Raw genomic sequence first — 21,263 nt, 5'->3', positions numbered from 1 at the left:
GGCCAAGAGACCCTAGAGGACGCGCAATGCCAACTTTTTCTCAAAGCCTGGAACAATCCCTGCATCGGGCGCTCGCGATCGCCAACGAGCGTCATCACCAATACGCCACGCTCGAACACCTCTTGCTGTCGCTGGTCGACGATTCGGACGCGGCAGCGGTCATGCGGGCTTGCAGCGTCGATCTCGACAAGCTGCGCGGCAGCCTCGTGAATTATCTCGAGACCGAATTCGAGAATCTGGTCACGGCGGAAGCCGCTGACGACGCCAAACCGACAGCCGGTTTCCAGCGCGTGATCCAGCGGGCTGTGATTCATGTGCAGTCGTCCGGCCGCGAGGAGGTGACTGGCGCCAACGTGCTGATCGCGATTTTCGCGGAGCGCGAGAGCCATGCCGCCTACTTCCTGCAGGAGCAGGACATGACGCGCTACGACGCGGTGAATTACATCAGTCATGGCATCGCCAAACGCCCCGGCGTTTCCGAAGCGAGGCCGGTGCGCGGCGTCGACGAAGAGACCGAAACCAAGAGCGGCGACGACGCCAAGAAGAAGGGCGACGCGCTCGAGACCTATTGCGTCAACCTGAACAAGAAGGCGCGGGACGGCAAGATCGATCCGGTGGTCGGAAGAAATACCGAGATCAACCGCGCGATCCAGGTGCTGTGCCGCAGGCAAAAGAACAACCCGCTCTTTGTCGGCGACGCCGGCGTCGGAAAGACCGCGATCGCGGAAGGATTGGCGAAGCGCATCGTCGACAGTGAAGTTCCCGAGGTGCTGGCGGCCGCGACCATATTCTCGCTCGACATGGGAACGCTGCTGGCGGGCACACGCTATCGCGGCGACTTCGAGGAGCGGTTGAAGCAGGTGCTCAAGGAACTCGAAGCCCACCCGAACGCGGTTCTCTTCATCGACGAGATCCACACGGTGATCGGCGCGGGAGCGACCTCCGGCGGCGCGATGGATGCTTCGAATCTGCTCAAGCCCGCATTGGCGTCGGGAACGATCCGCTGCATGGGTTCGACCACCTACAAGGAATACCGGCAGCACTTCGAGAAGGATCGCGCGCTGGTGCGCCGGTTCCAGAAGATCGACGTCAATGAGCCGTCGGTCGAGGATGCCATCGCCATCCTCAAGGGCCTCAAGCCGTATTTCGAGGACTACCACAAGCTGAAGTACACCAACGACGCGATCGAGGCGGCCGTGCAGTTGTCGTCCCGGTATATTCACGACCGCAAGTTGCCCGATAAGGCGATCGACGTGATCGACGAATCCGGCGCGGCCCAGATGCTGGTGACCGAGAACAAGCGGAAGAAAACGATAGGGATCAAGGAAATCGAGACCACGATCGCGGCCATGGCCCGGATCCCGCCCAAGAGCATGTCGAAGGACGATGCTGAGGTTCTCAAGCACCTTGAGCAGACTCTCAAGCGCGTCGTGTTCGGACAGGATCGTGCGATCGAGGCTCTTACGGCGTCGATCAAGCTGGCGCGCGCCGGCTTGCGCGAACCGGAGAAGCCGATCGGTTCCTACCTGTTCTCCGGCCCGACCGGCGTCGGCAAGACGGAGGTCGCCAAACAGCTTGCGGAGGCGCTCGGCGTCGAACTGCTGCGCTTCGACATGTCCGAATACATGGAACGGCACACCGTTTCACGGCTGATCGGTGCGCCTCCGGGCTATGTCGGCTTTGATCAGGGCGGCCTGCTGACTGACGGCGTCGATCAGCATCCGCATTCTGTGGTGCTGCTCGATGAGATCGAGAAGGCGCACCCGGATGTATATAATGTGCTGTTGCAGATCATGGATCACGGCCGGCTCACCGATCACCACGGCAAGCAGGTCAACTTCCGTAACGTGATCCTGATCATGACAACCAATGCGGGCGCCTCGGACATGGCTAAGGCTGCGTTCGGCTTCACGCGCAACAAGCGGGAAGGGGACGATCGCGAGGCGATCAATCGCCAGTTTTCGCCTGAGTTCCGTAACCGACTTGATGCCGTCGTGTCGTTCGGTCACCTCAATACGGATGTCATCGGCATGGTGGTCGAGAAGTTCGTGTTGCAGCTCGAGGCTCAGCTTGCGGATCGTTATGTGACGATTGAGCTTTCTGATACGGCCAAGGCCTGGCTGGTCCAGCACGGCTACGATGAGCAAATGGGGGCCCGGCCGATGGCGCGGGTGATCCAGGAGCACATCAAGAAGCCGCTCGCAGACGAGGTGCTATTCGGTAAGCTCAAGGGTGGCGGCCACGTTCGCGTCGTTCTAGTCAAGGATGAGGCGGTCGCGGGCGTCGATCTCGAGAAGATCGGCTTCGAGTTTATCGAAGGGCCGGTCACGCCGAAGCCCGAGAATCTTCCGGGCGCTCGCAAGCGTACGCCACCGCGCAAGCCCAAGCCGGGCGGCGGAGGGCTTACGTCGGAGGAGCCGCTAAAGGTGTGAGCTATCGCGTTTTCGAGCGAACCATGTCCTCGGGCTTGACCCGAGGATGGACGCCGATCGCATGAAGAAAACGCGCTAACAAGCTCTCCGGTGAATAAACAAAACGGCCGGCACGTAATGTGCCGGCCGTTTTGTCGTGCGCGGTACCCCGGCGCTCCAGATCACGATGATCTCGGATCAGGATTGCTCCGGATCATATATTCAACAAACGGTTCAGCCTAGAGCCTTTTCGCGGCTCTATATTGTTGTTTTGACGCGTTTTCTTCACGCGAACCGGTATCCACTTCGCTTGAAAACACTCTAAAACCGCCCCACAGCGGCTGGCTCGAAAGCAACAGCGGTTCGAATCGCAAAGTGCTTCATCCCGAGCCCTTACTTCTCCTCGGCGTTTTGGTCGTCCTCGGCAGCCGGCTCGTCGTCGTGTTGAGCGTCCGGATCGAAGAATTCACCGGCGGCGGCGATCGCTTCCGCGGCGGCGTCACGATCCTCCCGGCGGGTGCTGATGTCCTCGCCGCGCTGGATGCGCTCGGCCTCGTCGACGCTGCGGGCGACCGTGACCGTGATTTCGGCCTCGACTTCCGGATGAACCGCGACCGTCAGCTTCTGCTGACCAATCGTCTTGATCGGCGCATCGAGCCAGACCTGGGGGCGGCTGACGATAATGCCGTCGGCGGCCAATGCCGCAACGATGTCGCGAACCGTGACCGAACCGAATAGCTGACCGGTTTCGGAAGCCTGGCGGATGACGACGATGTCGCGCCCGTTGATCTTCTCGGCCACCGTGGCGGCTTCGCCCTTGGCCTTGATGTTGTTGGCTTCAAGCTCGGCCTTCATGCCGTCGTATTTCGCCCGGTTCTCGGCGGTCGCGCGCAGGGCCTTGCCGCGGCGGAGAAGGAAGTTGCGGGCGAAACCGTCCTTGACCTTCACGACCTCGCCCATCTGCCCGAGCTTGGCCACGCGTTCCAGCAGAATGATTTCCATGTTCGATCCTCTTGTTCGGTTGAGCAACTATATTGAGTTCAAGATTTCGGTGTGAGCGGCGGAGGCGTGTGACGTTGCAGGTAACGTTGGCGAAACCCGAAAACCGCGTCTGCGATGCCGATACCGACGACCGTGATGACGGGCCATACGAACATCAGCACGATGGCATAGACCGAGCCGAGCCATAGCCCGCGGTTCCGCATCGTCAGCGTGATCGTGTGCAGCACGGCGAAACCCGCCAGCGCATACGTCATCATCAGGCACGCGGTAATGATCTGGGCCAGCATCGCGGGCAGTCCGCCGACGAAGCTCAGCGCCAGCGCGATCATCGTCGCAACCAGCGCCATCGGCGGGAGTGTCGTTGTTCTCACGTCGGGCCAGGGACGCCGCAGCCGGCCGGAGGCGGCCGTGACCTTGGCCGCAAGCCACATATTGAGCGTGAGTGTCGCCATCGCGATGGTCGCGGCAGCGGCGGGGGCGATGGCCACGAACGCATCGACGACCTCCGAGGCGCGGTCGCCGGACGCTCCATCCTGTACCTTGGCGATGCGAACCAGACCACGCCGCAAGGCATCCGTAATCGCCGATGCGTCGGAACCGAGCGTGAGAAGTGCGGCGGTCGTGGTCAGCGCGGCGAAGCCGGCGATCCAGACCAGGACGCGTCCGAGCGGATACCAGTCGACCGGAGGCGGAGCGGCCAGCGCTGCATCGGTCCCCTGGCTGGTTGCCTGCTCGGCTCGTTGCGGCGGCGCATCCATGCCGGCCGGGCGGCCGAGCAACACCAGATGCCCAAGCCACCATGCCGGCAGCGCCACTGTCAGCACGAAAGCGGCGGAATAGGACGCACCGAACAGGGCGCCAAGGCTGACGGCGGCGAAAGCGCCGCCGATCGCGGCGCAGGCGGGCCCCCATCCCATTGCCGCGACCATCAACGGCAGAGGCGCCAGATAGAACAACAGCACCGAGATCAGCGCGCCTGAAATGATCGAGGCGAACATCAGCGCGGACGCACAACCGGCCGCGATTGCAACGGGAAGGTTCATAGTCATCAGCTGTCCCGCTCCCTTCGAGCGGTTAGGGGTCTCATTCGAGCCCCAACCATCGGCCGACGGATGATCCGAAAGCCTTATGATTTATGAAAGATGACCGGCGGCAGCGCGAACACCGCCGCCAGTCCCGGAGTTACCGGATAACGTAGGGAAGCAGGCCGAGGAAGCGCGCACGCTTGACCGCGCGGGCGAGTTCGCGCTGCTTCTTCGCGGAGACGGCAGTGATGCGGCTCGGCACGATCTTGCCGCGCTCGGAGACGTAACGCATCAGCAGCTTGGAATCCTTGTAGTCGATCTTCGGCGCATTCGCGCCCGTGAACGGGCAGGTCTTGCGGCGGCGGAAAAAGGGACGGCGTGCACCGGCATCAGCCATGATTCTTACTCCTCAACCACTGCGGCGGGTTCCTCGCGCGGTCTGCGCGGGCCGCGGTCACCGCGGAAACCACCACCGCGATCGTCGCGCTCACGGTCGCGATCGGCTTTGCGCATCATCGCGGACGGACCGTCCTCATGTTCGTCCACTCGCACGGTGAGATAGCGGATGACGTCTTCATGAATGCGTTCCTGACGCTCGATCTCATTGACGATGGTGGCGGGTCCATCGATGTTGAGCAGCACGAAATGCGCCTTGCGGTTCTTTTTCATGCGATAGGTGAGCGAACGTACGCCCCAGTTCTCGGTCTTGGTGACCTTGCCCCCCAGTCCCGTGATCACGCCGGTGATCTGGGTGGTCAATTCCTCGACCTGCTGGGAACTCGCGTCCTGGCGCGCGAGAAAAACATGCTCATAGAGAGGCATGGGTGTCCTTTCCTCAGTTGGCGCGGACCCCGGCGGCAAGCCCTTCGAGACCTTGGAAAGGACTCGGGATAAGCTCAGAAGGCGGAAGCACGGGACGACGGGCTGATGAGCCCTGCCGCATCAATATCGCCTGACAGGTGAAATTGCTGAGACCGTCCGTTCAGCTCCCGGCCGGGATCTGCGGATGGCGCGGGTTATACGGATTTTCGGGCCGCTTGCAAGGGACAAGCCGCCGGAGGGCTTTTGCGGCCCGAACAATCAGGTGCGGACGGGCGCTGCGCGAACGAAAGCCCTGTGAAGAGCCTTGCGCATCCAATGCCTTGACATCATCCGGCTCGCGGTGTCTCTCCGGCCGGGGTTTCAAGGGGCGAGCGCATGACAGCGGCATTCACCTTTCCGGGGCAAGGCTCCCAGACAGTCGGCATGGGCAAGGCGCTGGCCGACGCCTTTCCGGTTGCCAAGGCCGTTTTTGCCGAAGTGGATGCCGCCCTCGGGGAAAAGCTGACAGCCATCATCTGGGACGGGCCGGCTGAAACCCTGCAGTTGACCGAGAATACCCAGCCGGCCTTGATGGCCGTTTCCATCGCCGCTCTCCGCGTGCTCGAAGCCGAGGCGGGATTATCCGTGGCGCGGGACGCCGCCTTCGTGGCCGGACATTCGCTGGGAGAATATTCCGCGCTCGCGGCCGCTGGAAGCCTGAGCATCGCGGATACGGCGCGGCTGCTGCGAACGCGCGGTCTCGCAATGCAAAAGGCTGTTCCGGTCGGCGACGGCGCGATGGCGGCGCTGTTGGGTCTTGATTATGAGGTCGCCGTCGCCGTCGCCGACGAAGCCGCGCAGGGTCAGGTCTGCGAGGCCGCGAATGACAATGGCGGCGGACAGATTGTCGTGTCCGGCGACAAAGCCGCGGTCGATCGGGCCGTCGAGATCGCGAAGGCTAAAGGCGCAAGGCGCGCGATGCTGCTGGCTGTATCGGCGCCGTTTCATTGCAGGCTGATGCAACCGGCGGCGGATACCATGGCGGAAGCTCTCGCCAGGGTCACGATCAACAAGCCGGTAGCGCCGGTGGTCGCGAATGTCATCGCCGCTCCGGTCAGCGATCCCGACGCGATCCGGAAACTTCTGGTGAAGCAGGTCACCGGCACGGTGCGCTGGCGCGAAAGCGTGGCCTATATGGCCGCCCAGGGTGTCACGCATTTTCTGGAGGTCGGCGCGGGCAAGGTGCTCACCGGCCTCTTAAAGCGCATCGTGAAGGACGCGGCCGGCGTCGCGGTCGGCGGTCCCGGCGACATCGCCGCCGCCAGGGATGCGATCCTCGCAGCGCGCTGAGATCGAGAGCGGCTCAAGGCCGCGCGACCTTGCAATGCACCATTCGATTCGATGCAATCACTCGGGCGGCTTCAGCGAGCTTTTGATCCAGCCGCTCGCCGACGCCTGGAGCGGGTCGGCTTCCGTCTCGCAATGCGGGCAGCGGCGGACCAGTCTTGCGACCGCAACGGATTTGTCCATCGTCATGGCCATGCCGCATCGCGGACAAGCGCTCTCCGCCTCCTTGTTGATGAGCAGCAACCACCCGCGCACGCCATACAAAGCAAGCAAGAAGACACTCAGGAGGCAGAGAATCAGGAAAAGATCTTCAAGGGCACACATCGCGATTACCTTCCATGCAAGCGATGGAAGCAGACCGGCCGGATGTGGTTAAGGGTGGTAGGAGCTTGCGGACTGAATTGACGATGAATCTACACCACGCCGGCTCCCGCGGGTGCGCTCTTTAATCCTGCGGGGAGGCGACCGCCGCGGCCGGAAAATGAGGCAGGGTTATTGACGAGCGGCGTTTCCTTGCGGCAAACCGGACGTGGGTGGTGATTTTCGTTTTGGCCTAGAGCGGGATGAGGAAAAGTGTGTAGCGGTTTTCCGCCCGCATCCCGCTCTAAAATAATGGAAACGATCACGTTTATGGTTTTGGATCGATTCGATCCAAAACCATCGTGATCTAGGATGTTCCAACGGGGGCGATATGTTCGACTTGACCGATAGGACCGCGCTTGTGACAGGCGCGACCGGCGGCATCGGCGGCGCCATTGCGAAGGCGCTACACGCGCAGGGGGCGACGGTCGCGATTTCCGGTACGCGCCGGGAAGTGCTGGAGACACTGGCGGATACGCTTGGCGAGCGCGTTCATGTGCTGCCCTGTAACCTGTCGGATACGGCGGCGGTCGAGGCACTGGTGCCGGATGCCGAGAAGGCGATGGGGAAGGTCGATATTCTCGTCGCCAATGCCGGCGTCACGCGGGACAACCTGTTTGTGCAACTGCGTGACGAGGATTGGGACGACGTGATCAGGATCAATCTGACCGCGACATTCCGCCTTGCGCGCGCGGCGACAAAACTGATGATGCGTAAACGCTTCGGCCGCATCATCGCCATCACCTCGGTGGTCGGCGTTACCGGAAATCCGGGGCAGGGAAACTACACCGCATCAAAGGCCGGACTGATCGGCATGATCAAAACCCTGGGCGCGGAATATGCAAAGCGCGGGGTGACGGCCAACTGCATTGCACCCGGATTCATCGCAACGGCGATGACCGACGCGCTGAACGAAAAGCAGCGAGAGACGATTCTGACGAAGGTCCCGGCGGCCCGCCTCGGAACTCCGGAAGATATCGCCGCGGCGGCGGTCTATCTGAGTTCGAACGAAGCGGCCTACGTGACCGGACAGACGATCCATGTCAACGGCGGAATGGCAATGATTTGAGGTGCTTTTGGCTCATCTGCCGGGGCTAGTGGTCAAGGCTTTCGATGTGTGATAACCGGACCACGAACGGGTGGGCAAAGAACGCCATTGCAGGAAATTGAAACCCTGTATATTGGCGGTGCGGCGGCTGCGTCGTTTGCGGTCCGCACCTGCACAAGGCGGAAAAGACCGAGATCCTACACGACTGCAAATAGCAACAGGAATTAGCCGGTTTAATGATCCACGATGGCTCGTTTTGCGGTCGGGTCCAATTGAACAAGCGCGAGGTTTGATAATGAGCGAGATTGGCGAGCGGGTTAAGAAGATCGTGGTCGAACACCTTGGCGTGGAGCCGGAGAAGGTCGTCGACAGTGCCAGCTTCATTGACGATCTAGGCGCGGACAGCCTCGACACGGTCGAGCTCGTGATGGCCTTCGAGGAAGAATTCGGCTGCGAGATTCCCGACGACGCGGCGGAGACGATCCTGACCGTCGGGGATGCGACCAAGTTTCTCGAGAAGAACGCGAAAAGCTGACACCCTCTCGCGGTCATGATGAAGCCGGACGGGTCGTTTTCGAACGGCCCACCGGCTTTTCCTTATGACCCGTAAGGAAGCTGGAGTTTTCCAGATGAGGCGCGTTGTCGTCACCGGACTTGGCATGGTGTCGCCGCTTGGCTGCGGGGTCGAGACGACCTGGAAACGTGTTCTCGATGGCAAGAGCGGCGCGAAGCGGATCGAGACGTTCGACGTAACCGACATGCCGTGCCGAATCGCCTGCATCGTCCCCCGCGGCGACGGTGCTGACGGAACGTTCAATCCCGATCAGTGGATGGAGCCGAAGGACCAGCGAAGGGTCGACGACTTCATCATCTTCGCGATGAGCGCCGCCAGGCAGGCGCTCGATGACGCGGACTGGCATCCTTCAACCGAGGAGGATCGTTGCGCGACCGGCACCCTGATCGGTTCCGGCATAGGCGGCCTGTCGGGCATCGCCGATACCGCGGTCCTCATGAAGGAGAGGGGGGCCCGCAAGGTGTCGCCATTCTTCATTCCGGGACGCCTGATCAATCTCGCTTCAGGATACGTGTCGATCGAACACGGACTGAAGGGACCGAACCATGCTGTTGTGACAGCCTGCTCGACAGGCGCGCATGCGATCGGCGATGCAAGCCGCCTCATCGCGCTCGGCGACGCGGACGTCATGGTGGCCGGAGGCGCGGAATCGCCAATCTGCCGCATCGGCATGGCGGGCTTCTGCGCCGCGCGAACGCTCTCCACCAGCTTCAACGACACGCCGCACAAGGCATCGCGTCCTTACGACAGCAATCGCGACGGCTTCGTAATGGGAGAAGGCGCGGGCATCGTCGTGCTGGAGGAGTACGAACATGCGCGTCGGCGTGGCGCGCGAATCTATGCCGAGATCACCGGATACGGCCTGTCGGGAGACGGCTACCACATCACGTCGCCGTCCCCGGATGGCGACGGTGCTTTCCGAAGCATGACCGCAGCCATGAAGCGCGCCGGCGTGTCGCCATCGGATATCGACTATATCAACGCCCACGGGACATCGACGCCGGTCGGCGATGAAATCGAACTGAAGGCCGTGGAGCGTCTGCTGGGCAACGCCGCATCAAGGACAGCGATGTCCTCGACGAAATCTTCCATCGGCCATCTGCTGGGTGCGGCGGGCGCCGTGGAAGCTATCTTCAGCATCCTTGCGATTCGCGACAACGTCGCGCCGCCAACGATCAATCTCGATAGTCCTTCGGTGGAAACAGCGATCGATCTTATCCCGCACAAGGCGCGTCAACGGGAAATCAATGTCGCGTTGTCGAATTCGTTCGGGTTCGGCGGCACCAACGCGTCGATTATCATGCGGCGCATCGCTAATTAATGTGCGATGGAAGCAAATCCACCGTTTCGCCGCATTCGATGATAAATCCTAAAGAAGGGCGCATGCTGTTGGCCGGGGCAGGAAATTCGCCGGCCGATTGAACCGACAGGATTCAGGTTGCATCGATGACTGAAAGGCCGCCCATTTCTCCACGCAGTCCACGCGCCGCGCTTGAACCCGAACAGGTACCGCCGCCACCGAAACGTTCCGCGCGCGTGCGAAGCCCGCTGGTGGTTGCAGGCAACGCGATCATTACCGTTCTGTTGATCGGGATGCTTGGAGTCGGCGGCGTTCTTGTCTATGGCAAGCAGAAGATCGAAGCGCCGGGACCGCTGCAGGAAGAAAAGATCGTCAACATTCCGTCCCGCGCCGGAATGAACGACATCGCCGACATTCTCCAGCGCGAAGGTGTGATCGACAGCAATCGTTGGGCGTTCATCGGAGGCGTATTCGCACTGAAGGCGCGCGCTGATCTGAAGCCCGGAGAGTATGCATTCCAGAAGAACGCCAGTCTGCGTGAAGTCATCGGCACCATTGTCGATGGCAAGGTGGTCCAGCATCCCATGACGATTCCCGAGGGCCTGACCTCCGAACAGATCGCGGCACGGATATCCGAGAACGAGATTTTCTCAGGCACGCTTCGCGAGATTCCACGCGAGGGTACGTTGCTGCCCGAGACATACAAGTTCCCGCGAGGCACCAGCAGGGACCAGGTGATTCAGCGCATGCAGCAGACGCAGAAGCGCGTGCTCGCGGAAATCTGGGAGCGCCGTGCCTCGGATGTACCCGTCAAAACACCTGAGCAGCTCGTTACACTGGCCTCTATCATTGAAAAGGAAACCGGTAAGGCGGATGAACGCAGCCGCGTCGCGGCGGTGTTCGTCAACCGCCTGAAACAGAGAATGAAGCTGCAGTCCGACCCGACGATCATTTATGGCCTGGTCGGAGGCAAGGGAACGCTGGGACGGCCGATCAAGCGCAGCGAAATCATGCATGCGTCTCCCTACAACACCTACGTGATCGACGGATTGCCGCCCGGACCGATCGCGAATCCAGGCCGGGCTTCGCTTGAAGCGGCGGCAAATCCGGCGCGAACGCGCGACCTGTTCTTTGTCGCCGATGGAAGCGGGGGTCACAGCTTCACCGAGACCTACGAACAGCATCAGAAGAACGTCGCCCGGTTGCGGGCCATGGAGAAGCAGATTCAGAACGATGCGGTTGAGCCGATAGATGACCCGCCGCCTGCGGCCGCGCCAACCGCAACGGAGAGCGGCGCGACACGGGACGAACCTTCCTCGAAGCCTGCCCCCAAACCCGCTCCGCGGACCCGAACCCGGCCGGACCGATAGGACGTCGCAAAACCTATTGCACATTGGTTCACCGGCCGGAATCGAATCAGGTCGCGGCAGGTTTCCCGCCTGGAATTCTGACTCATCCTTTGATCGGGCGCGGCCGGCCTCCGTAACCGTCCCCACTTTCGGTTAGTGCGATCAGCCGGATCGGGATGATGCTATGGTTTCCATAGGAGTGGCACTCGCGCGAAAACGCGTTAATCAAAGAGGCTGAGCTTCGATTCTAAAGCTTCGTTTCCGATTGGATCAGAAGAAGCTTTGGATCGTCGTTTTGACGCGTTTTCTTCGCGCGAACCGGTATCCACTTCGCTCGAAAACGCTATAACCTGATCAGAAGCGATAATCTCTATCCATAGATTTCACAACCACACACGTTCTTCACCATCGTAACGATCTGTTTGGACGAATCCCGCATTTGGAGAAAAACCGCGCGATGGCGTTGTCGAGCATGACCGGCTTTGCAAGAAGCCACGGCGCAAGCGGGCCGTATGCGTTCGAATGGGAGTTGAAGTCAGTAAACGCCAAGGGGTTCGACCTTCGGACGCGGTTACCTTCCGGCTGGGATGATATAGACGTAACGATACGAAAGCGCGCAACGCAGGTGCTGTCACGCGGTACGGTCTATGCCAATCTGACGGTGAAGCGAAGCAACGCCGCTCCCGTCGTTCGCATCAATGAGAGCGTTCTGGCATCTCTCCTGAACACCGCTCAGGAGCTGCGCAACAAGATCGACGCGCTCGCGCCGAGCATCGACGGTCTTTTATCGATAAAGGGCGTTCTGGAGGTCGTTGAGCCGGAGCCCGACGAAGCCGAGGAGCAGGCGGTGAAGCTCGCCGCCGCTGACTCTTTCGAGCAGGCGCTACGCAGCCTGGCGGATATGCGCGAGCGTGAAGGCGCTGAGCTAGGCCGTATATTGATGCAGCGGATAGATGAGATCGAACGTCTCGCGAGCAGGGCGGATGCGGCTCCCGGCCGCCGACCGGGCGCGGTAATGGCGCGGCTGTCCGAGCAGATCGCCGCGCTACTCGACACGTCGGACCGCTTCGATCAGGATCGACTCCATCAGGAAGCGCTCCTGATCGCCGCGAAGGCGGACATCCGCGAGGAATTGGATCGCATTGCCTCGCATGTCTCGCAGACGCGCGAATTGATCGGCAATGGCGGACCGATCGGACGGAAGCTTGATTTCCTTGCGCAGGAATTCAACCGGGAAGTGAACACCTGCTGCTCGAAGTCGAACGATCTCGAACTGACCAATGTCGGACTCGAACTGAAGAACGTCGTCGAACAGTTTCGCGAACAGGTCCAGAATCTGGAGTGATCGATGACTGCTCACGATCGGGGTTTCGATGGAGTCGAGCGGCGCGGCCTGATGTTCGTGCTATCGTCGCCTTCCGGCGCCGGCAAGACCACGCTGTCGCGGCTGCTGATCGAGCGCGTCGAAGGCTTGAGCCTGTCGGTATCCGCGACCACCCGACCGATGCGGCCCGGCGAGGTCGATGGTCGTGACTACGCGTTCGTCGACGAGAAAACCTTTGCGGCCATGGTCGAGCGGAACGATCTGCTAGAATGGGCTCATGTGTTCGACAATCATTACGGCACGCCGCGCGCGCCGGTGGATGCGGCGCTGTCATCCGGCCGCGATGTCCTGTTCGATATCGACTGGCAAGGCACGCAGCAGCTACGGGAGAAGGCGCGAGACGACGTGGTCAGCGTCTTTATTCTGCCGCCGTCCGCCGCGGATCTGGAGCGGCGTCTGCATACCCGCGCCCAGGATTCGGATGATGTCATCCGTGAACGAATGGCCCGCGCCGCCCATGAAGTGAGCCACTGGGCCGAATACGATTACATCGTCATCAACCGGGATATCGATGAAGCGTTCGCCGAGGTGCAGTCTATCCTGAAGGCTGAGCGGCTCAAGCGCGAACGCCGGACCGGATTGACCGCTTTCGTACGAGAACTACAGCGGCAACTCGAAACTTAGAGTCTTTTGCCGCTTCCAACGATGCTCGCCAACTCACGCGCCATGGCCGCAAAGCCGGATATCGAAACCGTCTCCGCGCGCCGCGTGGGATCGATGCCGGCCGCGGCCGCGAGCGACGCCGGGTCGGCGGGTAACGATTTGAGACTCTGCCGCAGCATTTTCCGGCGATGCCCGAACGCGGCGGCAGCGACTTGCTCCAGGCTGCGGCGGTCGCAGGGCTCGGGGTTGTAGCGCGGTATCAGCCGCACCACGGAAGACGTGACCTGGGGTTGCGGAACGAAGGCGGCGGGCGAGATGTCGAAGAGGATTTTGGTCTCGGCCCGCCAGTTCGACAGAACGCCGAGACGGCCATAGGCGTCTTCGTTTTCACGGGCAACGATCCGCTCGGCCACCTCGCGCTGAAACATCAGCACCATGACATCGTACCAGGGTGGCCAAGGCTCGATGCTGAGCCATCGGATCAAAAGCGCGGTGGCGATGTTGTAAGGCAGGTTGGCGACGATCTTTGCGCGCGTCGTGCCGAGCAGGGGCCGCGGATCGAAGTCCGTCGCATCTGCGTTGATGATCGTGAGACGGCCGGGATAGCGATCCGAGATTTCTTCCAGCGCGCCGAGCGCGCGTTCGTCACGCTCAATGGCGATAACATGCTTCGCGCCGACCGCAAGCAACGCTCGTGTCAATCCGCCGGGGCCGGGACCGATCTCGACGACTGTCGCATCCTGAAGCGGACCGGCGGCGCGCGCGATCCTGGATGTGAGATTCAGATCGAGCAGAAAATTCTGTCCCAACGATTTTCGCGCCGACAAAGCGTGACGCTTGATGACGTCGCGCAGCGGCGGAAGGTCATCGATCATGCTCATGACGAAGGCGTCGGACCTGCCATCCGCGCGGCGAGCCGCAGCGCGGCGATCAGACTCGATGGACTGGCGCGCCCCGTGCCGGCTATGTCGAACGCGGTGCCATGATCAGGCGATGTACGGATGAACGGCAGTCCCAGCGTGACATTGACCGCCCGATCGAACGCCAGTGTCTTGACCGGAATCAGCGCCTGATCGTGATACATGCAGATCGCGCAGTCGTAGGTCCGGCGCGCGGCCTCATGGAACATGGTGTCGGCCGGAAGCGGACCTTTGACGTCGATCGCCTCAGCGCGCAGGGTTGCGATGGCGGGGGCCACGATCGTCTGATCCTCGGTTCCAAGCGAGCCGTCTTCTCCCGCATGGGGATTCAATCCGGATACCGCGATGCGGGGATTGCGAATCCCAAACCGAGCGCGCAAGTCCGCCACGACAATGCGGACGGTGTCCACGATCATGCGGCTCGACAGAATTGAGATCGCATCGCGCAACGGCAGGTGGATGGTGACCGGCACCACCGCGAGATCTGACGACCACAGCAGCATCACCGGTTGGGGAGGATTGGCGTTCGCCGCCGCCAGTTCTGCGAGAAATTCGGTGTGACCGGGATGGGCGAATCCCGCCCGGTAGAGCACGCTCTTGGCGATCGGATTGGTGACCACCGCTCCCGCGTGGCCCGCCACAACGTCGCTGACCGCCTGACGGATTGATCCGATCGCCGCGGGGGCGCTGTTGTCGTCGGGATCGCCGGGCTGCGCGGTTGCCGTATGGCCCGTGGCGGCAATCGGAAGCGCTTCAGAAAATATCCTGGACACGTCTCCCTGGCCGACATCCACCAGAGGAATTTCATGTCCGAGCAGCTTTGCCCGTGCCGCGATGAAGGCGCGATCGCCAAGAAGGTAGAAGGGCGGAACGGAATCGCTCTCGCGGCGCAGCCAGGCCGCGATCGCGATGTCCGGTCCGATGCCGGCCGGCTCACCCAGTGTCAGTGCTATTGGCTTTACCAAGCGGTGACTCCGGCGCGGCTTTTGATCGGACAGTGCCGCCGTTCAAGACATCCGCCGCCTTAGACTTCTGCGGGACGCGAGAACGTCATTTGCACGCCGTTCTCAGGGGCGGCTCTCACGATATTCGATCATCGCCGATTTTCGAATACGTTCCAGGTAAGATTTGGATCGCTTCTCATATTTGTCGGCGAACATTTTCTCCCGGATTTCCTTTTTCTTCGGGGTGTCCACGCTTGTCACCTTCTTTCCGCATACCGCCACCATTTCGACGCCCTGCCGGGTCATTTCCGGCGGCGTCAGATGTCCCACCGCCGTCTTGTCCAGCAGATCACGAAGCGGAGGCGGCAGGTCGGTGGACGTTTTGGTGATCGTCTCGCGGAGGGTGGCATTCCGCATCACCTTGACGGTGCGAATGATCTCCGCACAGGATTGCACGCGCTCGCGCAAAGCATTGGCCTCGTTGCGCCGCGCTTCCACCATGGAAGCCGTCGCACCGCGCGGAACGATCAGAACGACAGGGCGCATCTGGTACTCGACCCCCTCAATCTTCGATTGATCCTCGCCGCTGTTCTTCAGCGCTTCATTGACGTCCCGATCACTCACGAGAAGACTTTCCTTGAAGCGGCCGCGCACGAGGCTTCCCCAGACAAGATCGGCTTTCAGGCGCGACTTAATCGTATCCGGGCGAATCCCCTGGGAGCCGAGCGATTTCGTCAGCTGTTCGGGCGACATCCCCATCCGCGCGCCCATATTGGCGTAGGCACGATCAATGTCCGTCGAGGTCGGATTCACACCGTACTTCTTGGCCTCCTTGACCTTCACCTTCTCATCGATCAGCTCGTCGATCACCTCCTGCCGGGACGGAGATTTGTGAGTGGATATCTTGATCAGGCGGCTGCGCTGTTCGATATCCAAAGTGGTGATCGGCTCACCGTTGACCATGACCGCGATCGACTGCGCATGCAGCGGCGAGTTCATGCTGACGAACGTAAGAAATGCGAATACGGCAAGGAGGCTGGATGGCCGGTAGAGCAGGGTCATTTTCATGTCAGTCGCGCTAGCAGATCTTTTGTCGACGGAGGCTGTGTCAAATCAGGCAGCCCGGTCTTGCTGCAAAAAGCACCTCCACTTGAAACCTATAGCGTTTTCGAGCGAAGTGGAATCCGGTTCGCGTAAAGAAAACGCGTCAATCAAAAGGCTAGAGTCGTTCATCGCTTCCATGAAGCGGTGAACGACTCTAGCGGACGCCGGTCGACCCTTGGCGGGTCTGCCCCAGGGTTCTCAGCCCAAGCTGAAGCATGAAAGCGTGGTTAAGCTGGGGCGGCGCTGCTCCCGCAGCGTAAATGTATGATGTCACGTAGTTGACGCCGAGCACGAAACAATCGTCCACGTATCCCGCGCCGACCGCATACTGGTTGATCTGTCTGGCTTCCAGATCCCAGCGCGCCGCACCCTGCACAACCCAGTTGGATGCGATCTTTATGGAGCCGGAGCCCAGGATACCCCGGCGCCTTGTCAGGAACCCGAGGTTGGGCTGCTCCGCGTAATCGCCGTACAAAATGCTCCCGGACCAGCGGTTGAAACTGGCGCGGCCTTCGGCTTCGAAGCGCTGCACATTCAGGGTCGTCTCATCAATGCGCGCGCGGGTGCTGAACGTGAAGGCGCTGTTCGGCGAATAATTGACGCTTGTCACGTAGTCTGACTGCGCGCGCTGCAAGCCGGAATTGACACCGGTGTTGGTCATGTCCGCGACGGCGAACGAGTTGAGGCCGAACAGGTGATAGGACTGTCCGAACAGAAAATTGATCGCGCCGCCGCGGTCGAATTGAGTCGTCGCCTGCACGCCCACATTGGCGCGGCCACCGCCTTCGACACGGTCGTAACCGGAGAACTTGTCCACCCGGAACAGGTTCGTGGCGTCGAAGACCAGGCTCTGCGCATCCTCGTTCGGCAGCCGGCCCGCATAGCTCTCGTTCGGGCGGATGATAACCTGCGCGATCGGTTCGAGCGTCGTGGTGCCCCAGGGCTGAACGTTGATGAAGGGATAGCGATATTCGAGGCCCACCGCCGGCATGAGGCGGACTGTCTGCGTGGCGCCGGGCTGGAGGAACTCGGATACGCCCGGCTGGTTCGAAATGTCGGCATTGATGGCGTCGGCGCGAAGCGAGGCAAACGGCGTCCATATCTGACCGAAGGAATCCGTGAACGACCTCCGCCACTGAGCCTGCGCCGTCAGACGCGTATAGGTTCCCGGAATGCCTCGAAGCAGACAGAGATCCCGCGGTCTCGCCGCCGGGTCAGCCGATGTCGGCCCGCACACGAAGGAGGTGTTCGCCAGTGTCGAGATCGGATCGAACTGCGGCTGATCGCGCATGAGATTGACGAAATTGAATTTGTAGCTGAACTCGCCGCCGATCACCGAATGGTTGATGACGTTCGAGTAATCAACCACGGGCGCGATCACCGGAACCAGGCTCTGATTGCCGGAGAAGCTCAGGTAGTGGACGGCGCGGGCGTCGAAGTAGCTGCGGTTGCCGACGCCGGTCAGATAGAGCTGCGAGAGCGCTTCGGTCGGCAAGGTCAGGAACGATTGCATCGGGTCCCTGTACTGCCTCAACCGATAGTCGGAGAAGAAGAAGTAGTCGCTCAGCAGGACGCCGTCCCAACCCCAGATCCATTTGTCGTTCAAGGCAAACTGGCCCTTGGTATCGACACCGCCCCGGAAGTCCCGGTTGCCGGGACCTGCGCCGAAGGCGTCCGGATCAAGCTGATTGATGCCATAGGCACGGATCTGATAGGCGCCGTCCTCGAAACGCTGCCGGAACTCGCCATGCATCAATACGCCTTGCCGCGTGGTGAACCGGGGAGAGATGGTCAGGTCATAGTTCGGCGCCAACGCGAAATAGTAGGGAGTCTCGACCCCGACCCCGAAACCGGTAAAGGCGGTCACGGCCGGCATCAGGAAGCCGCTCTTGCGCTTCACCGTCGGATCGGGTGTCGAGAAGAAGGGCATGTAAGCCATCGGCACGCCATAGAATTCCAAACGGGCGTCCTCGAAGTACAGCATCTTCTCGGTCTGGTTATGAATGATCCGGGCGCCCTTGACCTGCCATAGCGGGGGTTTCTTCGGGTTCTCCTTGCATGGCGCGCAGGCCGTATAGACGCCGTTTTCGAACACCGTGTAGTTGCCTTCGGTCCGATCGGCGCGGGTGGCGGCCATGCGCGTCGCGTCGGCGGTGTCGACCCTCAGCGAATCAACGAATCCGTCCCGGTAGTCGTCGCTCAGATCGAGAATGTTGGCATAGGTGACCTTGCCGTCCGCATCGGTCATGCGGATGTTGCCTTCGGCATGGAGCCGCTTGGTTTTCTGATCGTAGATGACCCGATCCGCCTCGACGCTCGTGCCGTTGTAGAACATCTGCACGTTGCCGACGGCTGACACGCGGGAATTATTGTAGTCGTAGTCAAGCTCGGTGGCCTGAACGAGCATCTGCCCATCGTTCTGCCTTGGCGGCGGCGCGGGCTTGGGTGGGCGAGGGTTGTAGGTGAAGCTTTGCGCGGCAGCCGGAGTGGTCGCGACGACGTCCATCACGGCGGCGGCGATCAGACCGAGAACGGCCGCCGTCAGCGAGGCCGGAATCACGGACGCACCCGACCGATAGCAGCGCAGGGGGCTGCGCCGCTCGCGAATAGCCGATCGTTTACGGAGGGTGGCGATTGGGGCCACTATCCGTCCTCCTGGTGCAGCAAGACCAAAAAACCGGTAAGGCCGCCGACGCAAACCGGCAGCCATGCCGCGGCGATTGGATTCATCAATTCGGCCTTGCTCAAATCCTCAGTTACCTTGGATAGGACATAGAGCAGAAAGCCGGAACCCACGCCACTTAAAACCATCTTTTGCACCCCGCCGAAGCGGAAGAACCGGAGGCTTACCGAGGCCGCCAGCATCACCATGGCAGCCAGCAAAAACGGCTGTGCGATGAGTTTGTGATACTGCAGCCGGTATCCCGCTGTGGCAAACCCCGAACTTTCGGAGGATCGGATATAGTCCGGCAGTTGCCAAAATGACACAGTTTCGGGCGTGGAGAAACTGTTCTGAACCTGCGCCGGCGTCAGGCTGGTCGGGAGCACAAAAGTTTCCTGCTCGACCGGAGGGTTATCGAGCGTGAACCGGCGGACGCCTTTGAACAGCCAGCGGCCGTCCTCCAGGGCGGCTTCCCGCGCCTCGATACGCTCCCTGAACCTGGAATCGGGATCGAACCGGAACACCGTGAGTCCCGTCAAGCGCACGCCCTGCTGCTCACTGAGCGCGGCGTTGATGATCGCCTGGCCGTCGTCGGTCACCTGGTTGATCCAGAAGCCCGATGCGTCATGGAGACCTCCGCCCGACGCGCCGCCGAACATTTCGGCCTCCATCCGCTTCGACAATTCACGCAGGTTGGAAGACAAGGGATTGTAAACCGTGGTCGCGAAAACGCCGAGCGCGATCGCGCAGGCCAGCGTCGGCGAGATGAACTGCCACGCCGAAACGCCGGCGGCGCGGGCCACCACCAGCTCAAGCTTCCGCGACAATGCGAGATAGCAAGTCATGGCGCCGATCAGAACGCAGAACGGGGTCAGCTTCTCAAGGAGTTGAGGCACCCTGAACAGCGACGTTTCCGCCACCATGAGCGCCGATGCCGACGCAAGTCCTGATGTTCTCCGGACCATTTCAATATAATCGACGAGAACGAGCAGCAGGAAAATGCTGGCGAACACGCCAAGCGCCGCCACCATGAAACGGCCGGCAAAATAACGCCCCAACGTGTTCGTCAACATGCTCATGCGAAAGCCGGCCTCTTCCGCAGCAGGCGAAGGATCCGCGCGTTCGATCTGTTGATCGCTTCCATCAACGCTGCGGGCGGTTCGAGCACGATTCCCGCAATGATCACCCTCAGGCTGATACCGATCGCGCCGAACAGAAGCAGATACTGCAGGAGCGCCGCCATCGGCGATTTCACTGTCATGACCGAAAGCGCGAAGCCCGCCATACGAAGGCCGAACACGGCCGCGATTGCGGCTCCCATGGAGAAATTACGACTCTGACGCGTGGTGCGCGGTGATCCGAGGAACGCGAAGGTCAGCGCGGCAAAAGCAAACGGATAGATCGGCGCGGTGAATCGATCATGAAGCTCGGCGCGGAACTGGCCGCGCAGTTGCTGAACCAGCGGATCTTTCTCATCGGGAGCAATCAACTCCCAAAGGTAGCGTTCGCGAATGCCATAAACGACGTCATGCCCCCGATTGGAAAATTTCGACATGTCGAAAGCATAGCGGTCGAACGCGACCATGGCCGGCTCGCGCTTGCCGGTTTCGAATCTCTCCAGGTGTCCGTCTTCCAGGATGAGGAACGATCCCTGGTCGTTCTTCATCACCGTTCCGTGGTCGGCGATGATACTGAGGCGCTCATTCGAATTACGGCGGTCATCGATGAAGATTCCGGCGAGCTGGCCACCCGGCTGTCGTTCACGAATGCGGATCGTCAGATTCGGATCGAGCTGCGCAAATCTGCCCGGCTGCAGAACGTTCGCCAGAACATCGGCGGTGATCTCGGCGTCCCATTGTTTCAACCGGCGCATGCCGTCAGGTGCGAGGTAGGCGGCAATGAAGGCCACCAGCAGAGCCACGACCACCGTTGCATAAAGAAACGGCCGGAAGAGCCGGAACGGCGACAGGCCAGCGGCGTTCATCACGATGATTTCCGAGTCCGTCGCCAGCTTGTGAAGCGTGTGCGAGACCGCGATCATCAGTGCGATCGGAGAAATGATCAGCACCAGCACCGGGATAGCAAGGCTGGTGATTCCCAGGAACGTCAGGATGGTCTGCCCCTGACTTGTCATCAGGTCGATCCCGCGCAACGCTTGCGTAATCCAGATCACCCCCGTCAGGCTGACCAGAACCACGACAAACGACGCCAGCGTCGTCCGGAAAATATACTTGTCGATCGACCCCATCGGTCTGAACGATCCCCAATCCCTTCACGCGGAAATATCCGGCAAGGCCGGACCGCGGCCGGGACATCCCCAATGTCCCGCCTTGTTCTTATCTGACTCGTGGCCCAGTACCATCCCCTTGATCTGTCAATAAAATGGCTGGGCCTCAAAGCCCGGTGATTATAGTTAAAATCCGGAATAT

The 21,263-nt window shown here is 61.1% G+C and carries 19 protein-coding genes; 8 read left to right on the top strand and 11 right to left on the bottom strand.

The genetic code is table 11. The annotated features are described in order from the left end of the window. Nucleotides 1-26: 26 nt before the first annotated feature. Complete coding sequence (gene clpA / locus NWI_RS08835) at nucleotides 27-2,432, top strand: ATP-dependent Clp protease ATP-binding subunit ClpA (RefSeq protein ID WP_011314954.1); 2,406 nt, start codon at nucleotides 27-29, stop codon at nucleotides 2,430-2,432. 372 nt (nucleotides 2,433-2,804) lie between these two features. Here the strand turns inward: clpA and rplI are convergent, their stop codons facing one another. The 4 genes from rplI to rpsF form a co-directional block, all read right to left on the bottom strand. Continuing rightward, complete coding sequence (gene rplI / locus NWI_RS08830; RefSeq protein WP_011314953.1) at nucleotides 2,805-3,413, bottom strand: 50S ribosomal protein L9; 609 nt, start codon at nucleotides 3,411-3,413, stop codon at nucleotides 2,805-2,807. A 38-nt stretch (nucleotides 3,414-3,451) separates the two neighbouring features. Next, nucleotides 3,452-4,462, bottom strand: a complete 1,011-nt coding sequence (locus tag NWI_RS08825; protein ID WP_011314952.1) for a DUF2232 domain-containing protein — start codon at nucleotides 4,460-4,462, stop codon at nucleotides 3,452-3,454. 133 nt (nucleotides 4,463-4,595) lie between these two features. Then, entirely contained in the window at nucleotides 4,596-4,835 is a 240-nt protein-coding gene (rpsR, locus tag NWI_RS08820) for a 30S ribosomal protein S18 (protein WP_011314951.1), read from the bottom strand. A gap of 5 nt (nucleotides 4,836-4,840) precedes the next feature. Continuing rightward, nucleotides 4,841-5,260 carry a 30S ribosomal protein S6 gene (gene rpsF / locus NWI_RS08815; RefSeq protein ID WP_011314950.1) on the bottom strand — a complete coding sequence of 140 codons (420 nt, stop codon included), beginning with the start codon at nucleotides 5,258-5,260 and terminating at the stop codon, nucleotides 4,841-4,843. A 375-nt stretch (nucleotides 5,261-5,635) separates the two neighbouring features. Here rpsF and fabD point away from each other — a divergent pair, with 375 nt between their 5' ends. Beyond that, complete coding sequence (gene fabD, locus NWI_RS08810; protein ID WP_011314949.1) at nucleotides 5,636-6,589, top strand: ACP S-malonyltransferase; 954 nt, start codon at nucleotides 5,636-5,638, stop codon at nucleotides 6,587-6,589. Between the two features lie 57 nt (nucleotides 6,590-6,646). Here fabD and NWI_RS08805 read toward each other — a convergent pair whose 3' ends face one another. Next, the gene (locus NWI_RS08805; protein ID WP_187147958.1) at nucleotides 6,647-6,859 is read right to left on the bottom strand and encodes a hypothetical protein; all 213 of its coding nucleotides are present in this window, start codon (nucleotides 6,857-6,859) and stop codon (nucleotides 6,647-6,649) included. 418 nt (nucleotides 6,860-7,277) lie between these two features. On the opposite strand from NWI_RS08805, the gene fabG reads away from it, so the two are divergent. The 6 genes from fabG to gmk all read left to right on the top strand — a co-directional run bounded on the left by fabG (nucleotide 7,278) and on the right by gmk (nucleotide 13,225). Beyond that, nucleotides 7,278-8,015 (top strand): 3-oxoacyl-[acyl-carrier-protein] reductase, encoded by a 738-nt coding sequence (gene fabG, locus NWI_RS08800; RefSeq protein WP_011314947.1) that lies wholly within the window; start codon nucleotides 7,278-7,280, stop codon nucleotides 8,013-8,015. A gap of 274 nt (nucleotides 8,016-8,289) precedes the next feature. Continuing rightward, complete coding sequence (locus NWI_RS08795) at nucleotides 8,290-8,529, top strand: acyl carrier protein (protein ID WP_002716125.1); 240 nt, start codon at nucleotides 8,290-8,292, stop codon at nucleotides 8,527-8,529. Between the two features lie 94 nt (nucleotides 8,530-8,623). Then, the gene (gene fabF / locus NWI_RS08790; protein WP_011314946.1) at nucleotides 8,624-9,889 is read left to right on the top strand and encodes a beta-ketoacyl-ACP synthase II; all 1,266 of its coding nucleotides are present in this window, start codon (nucleotides 8,624-8,626) and stop codon (nucleotides 9,887-9,889) included. 125 nt (nucleotides 9,890-10,014) lie between these two features. Beyond that, nucleotides 10,015-11,238 (top strand): endolytic transglycosylase MltG, encoded by a 1,224-nt coding sequence (gene mltG, locus NWI_RS08785; RefSeq protein ID WP_011314945.1) that lies wholly within the window; start codon nucleotides 10,015-10,017, stop codon nucleotides 11,236-11,238. A 436-nt stretch (nucleotides 11,239-11,674) separates the two neighbouring features. Next, a complete protein-coding gene (locus tag NWI_RS08780) occupies nucleotides 11,675-12,562 on the top strand; it encodes a YicC/YloC family endoribonuclease (RefSeq protein ID WP_011314944.1) in 888 nt (295 codons plus the stop codon). A 3-nt stretch (nucleotides 12,563-12,565) separates the two neighbouring features. After that, nucleotides 12,566-13,225, top strand: a complete 660-nt coding sequence (gene gmk / locus NWI_RS08775; protein ID WP_011314943.1) for a guanylate kinase — start codon at nucleotides 12,566-12,568, stop codon at nucleotides 13,223-13,225. On the opposite strand, the gene rsmA is transcribed toward gmk, so the two are convergent. From rsmA to lptF, 6 genes are all read right to left on the bottom strand, one after another. Further along, nucleotides 13,222-14,085 (bottom strand): 16S rRNA (adenine(1518)-N(6)/adenine(1519)-N(6))-dimethyltransferase RsmA, encoded by an 864-nt coding sequence (rsmA, locus tag NWI_RS08770; RefSeq protein ID WP_011314942.1) that lies wholly within the window; start codon nucleotides 14,083-14,085, stop codon nucleotides 13,222-13,224. The genes gmk and rsmA overlap by 4 nt on opposite strands. Then, nucleotides 14,082-15,089: a 4-hydroxythreonine-4-phosphate dehydrogenase PdxA gene (gene pdxA, locus NWI_RS08765; RefSeq protein WP_011314941.1), complete on the bottom strand. Its 1,008-nt coding sequence runs from the start codon at nucleotides 15,087-15,089 to the stop codon at nucleotides 14,082-14,084. The genes rsmA and pdxA overlap by 4 nt, the downstream gene beginning before the upstream one ends. Nucleotides 15,090-15,191: 102 nt before the next feature. Beyond that, nucleotides 15,192-16,136 carry a SurA N-terminal domain-containing protein gene (locus tag NWI_RS08760; protein ID WP_011314940.1) on the bottom strand — a complete coding sequence of 315 codons (945 nt, stop codon included), beginning with the start codon at nucleotides 16,134-16,136 and terminating at the stop codon, nucleotides 15,192-15,194. Nucleotides 16,137-16,326: 190 nt separating this feature from the next. Further along, nucleotides 16,327-18,816, bottom strand: a complete 2,490-nt coding sequence (locus NWI_RS08755) for an LPS-assembly protein LptD (protein WP_011314939.1) — start codon at nucleotides 18,814-18,816, stop codon at nucleotides 16,327-16,329. Beyond that, nucleotides 18,816-19,913, bottom strand: a complete 1,098-nt coding sequence (gene lptG / locus NWI_RS08750; protein ID WP_011314938.1) for an LPS export ABC transporter permease LptG — start codon at nucleotides 19,911-19,913, stop codon at nucleotides 18,816-18,818. Before lptG ends, NWI_RS08755 begins: the two co-directional genes overlap by 1 nt. Then, nucleotides 19,910-21,082 (bottom strand): LPS export ABC transporter permease LptF, encoded by a 1,173-nt coding sequence (lptF, locus tag NWI_RS08745; RefSeq protein WP_011314937.1) that lies wholly within the window; start codon nucleotides 21,080-21,082, stop codon nucleotides 19,910-19,912. Before lptF ends, lptG begins: the two co-directional genes overlap by 4 nt. Nucleotides 21,083-21,263: the final 181 nt, after the last annotated feature.

The organism is Nitrobacter winogradskyi Nb-255, assembly GCF_000012725.1.
Lineage (GTDB): Bacteria > Pseudomonadota > Alphaproteobacteria > Rhizobiales > Xanthobacteraceae > Nitrobacter > Nitrobacter winogradskyi.
Note: the sequence above shows the minus strand (reverse complement) of the source record. Positions and strands in the feature narration are given on the sequence as shown.

Coding starts and splice junctions, on each gene's coding strand:
- clpA (WP_011314954.1), top strand. CDS start 27: ATGCCAACTTTTTCTCAAAGCCTGGAACAATCCCTGCATCGGGCGCTC.
- rplI (WP_011314953.1), bottom strand. CDS start 3,413: ATGGAAATCATTCTGCTGGAACGCGTGGCCAAGCTCGGGCAGATGGGC.
- NWI_RS08825 (WP_011314952.1), bottom strand. CDS start 4,462: ATGACTATGAACCTTCCCGTTGCAATCGCGGCCGGTTGTGCGTCCGCG.
- rpsR (WP_011314951.1), bottom strand. CDS start 4,835: ATGGCTGATGCCGGTGCACGCCGTCCCTTTTTCCGCCGCCGCAAGACC.
- rpsF (WP_011314950.1), bottom strand. CDS start 5,260: ATGCCTCTCTATGAGCATGTTTTTCTCGCGCGCCAGGACGCGAGTTCC.
- fabD (WP_011314949.1), top strand. CDS start 5,636: ATGACAGCGGCATTCACCTTTCCGGGGCAAGGCTCCCAGACAGTCGGC.
- fabG (WP_011314947.1), top strand. CDS start 7,278: ATGTTCGACTTGACCGATAGGACCGCGCTTGTGACAGGCGCGACCGGC.
- NWI_RS08795 (WP_002716125.1), top strand. CDS start 8,290: ATGAGCGAGATTGGCGAGCGGGTTAAGAAGATCGTGGTCGAACACCTT.
- fabF (WP_011314946.1), top strand. CDS start 8,624: ATGAGGCGCGTTGTCGTCACCGGACTTGGCATGGTGTCGCCGCTTGGC.
- mltG (WP_011314945.1), top strand. CDS start 10,015: ATGACTGAAAGGCCGCCCATTTCTCCACGCAGTCCACGCGCCGCGCTT.
- NWI_RS08780 (WP_011314944.1), top strand. CDS start 11,675: ATGGCGTTGTCGAGCATGACCGGCTTTGCAAGAAGCCACGGCGCAAGC.
- gmk (WP_011314943.1), top strand. CDS start 12,566: ATGACTGCTCACGATCGGGGTTTCGATGGAGTCGAGCGGCGCGGCCTG.
- rsmA (WP_011314942.1), bottom strand. CDS start 14,085: ATGAGCATGATCGATGACCTTCCGCCGCTGCGCGACGTCATCAAGCGT.
- NWI_RS08760 (WP_011314940.1), bottom strand. CDS start 16,136: ATGAAAATGACCCTGCTCTACCGGCCATCCAGCCTCCTTGCCGTATTC.
- lptG (WP_011314938.1), bottom strand. CDS start 19,913: ATGAGCATGTTGACGAACACGTTGGGGCGTTATTTTGCCGGCCGTTTC.
- lptF (WP_011314937.1), bottom strand. CDS start 21,082: ATGGGGTCGATCGACAAGTATATTTTCCGGACGACGCTGGCGTCGTTT.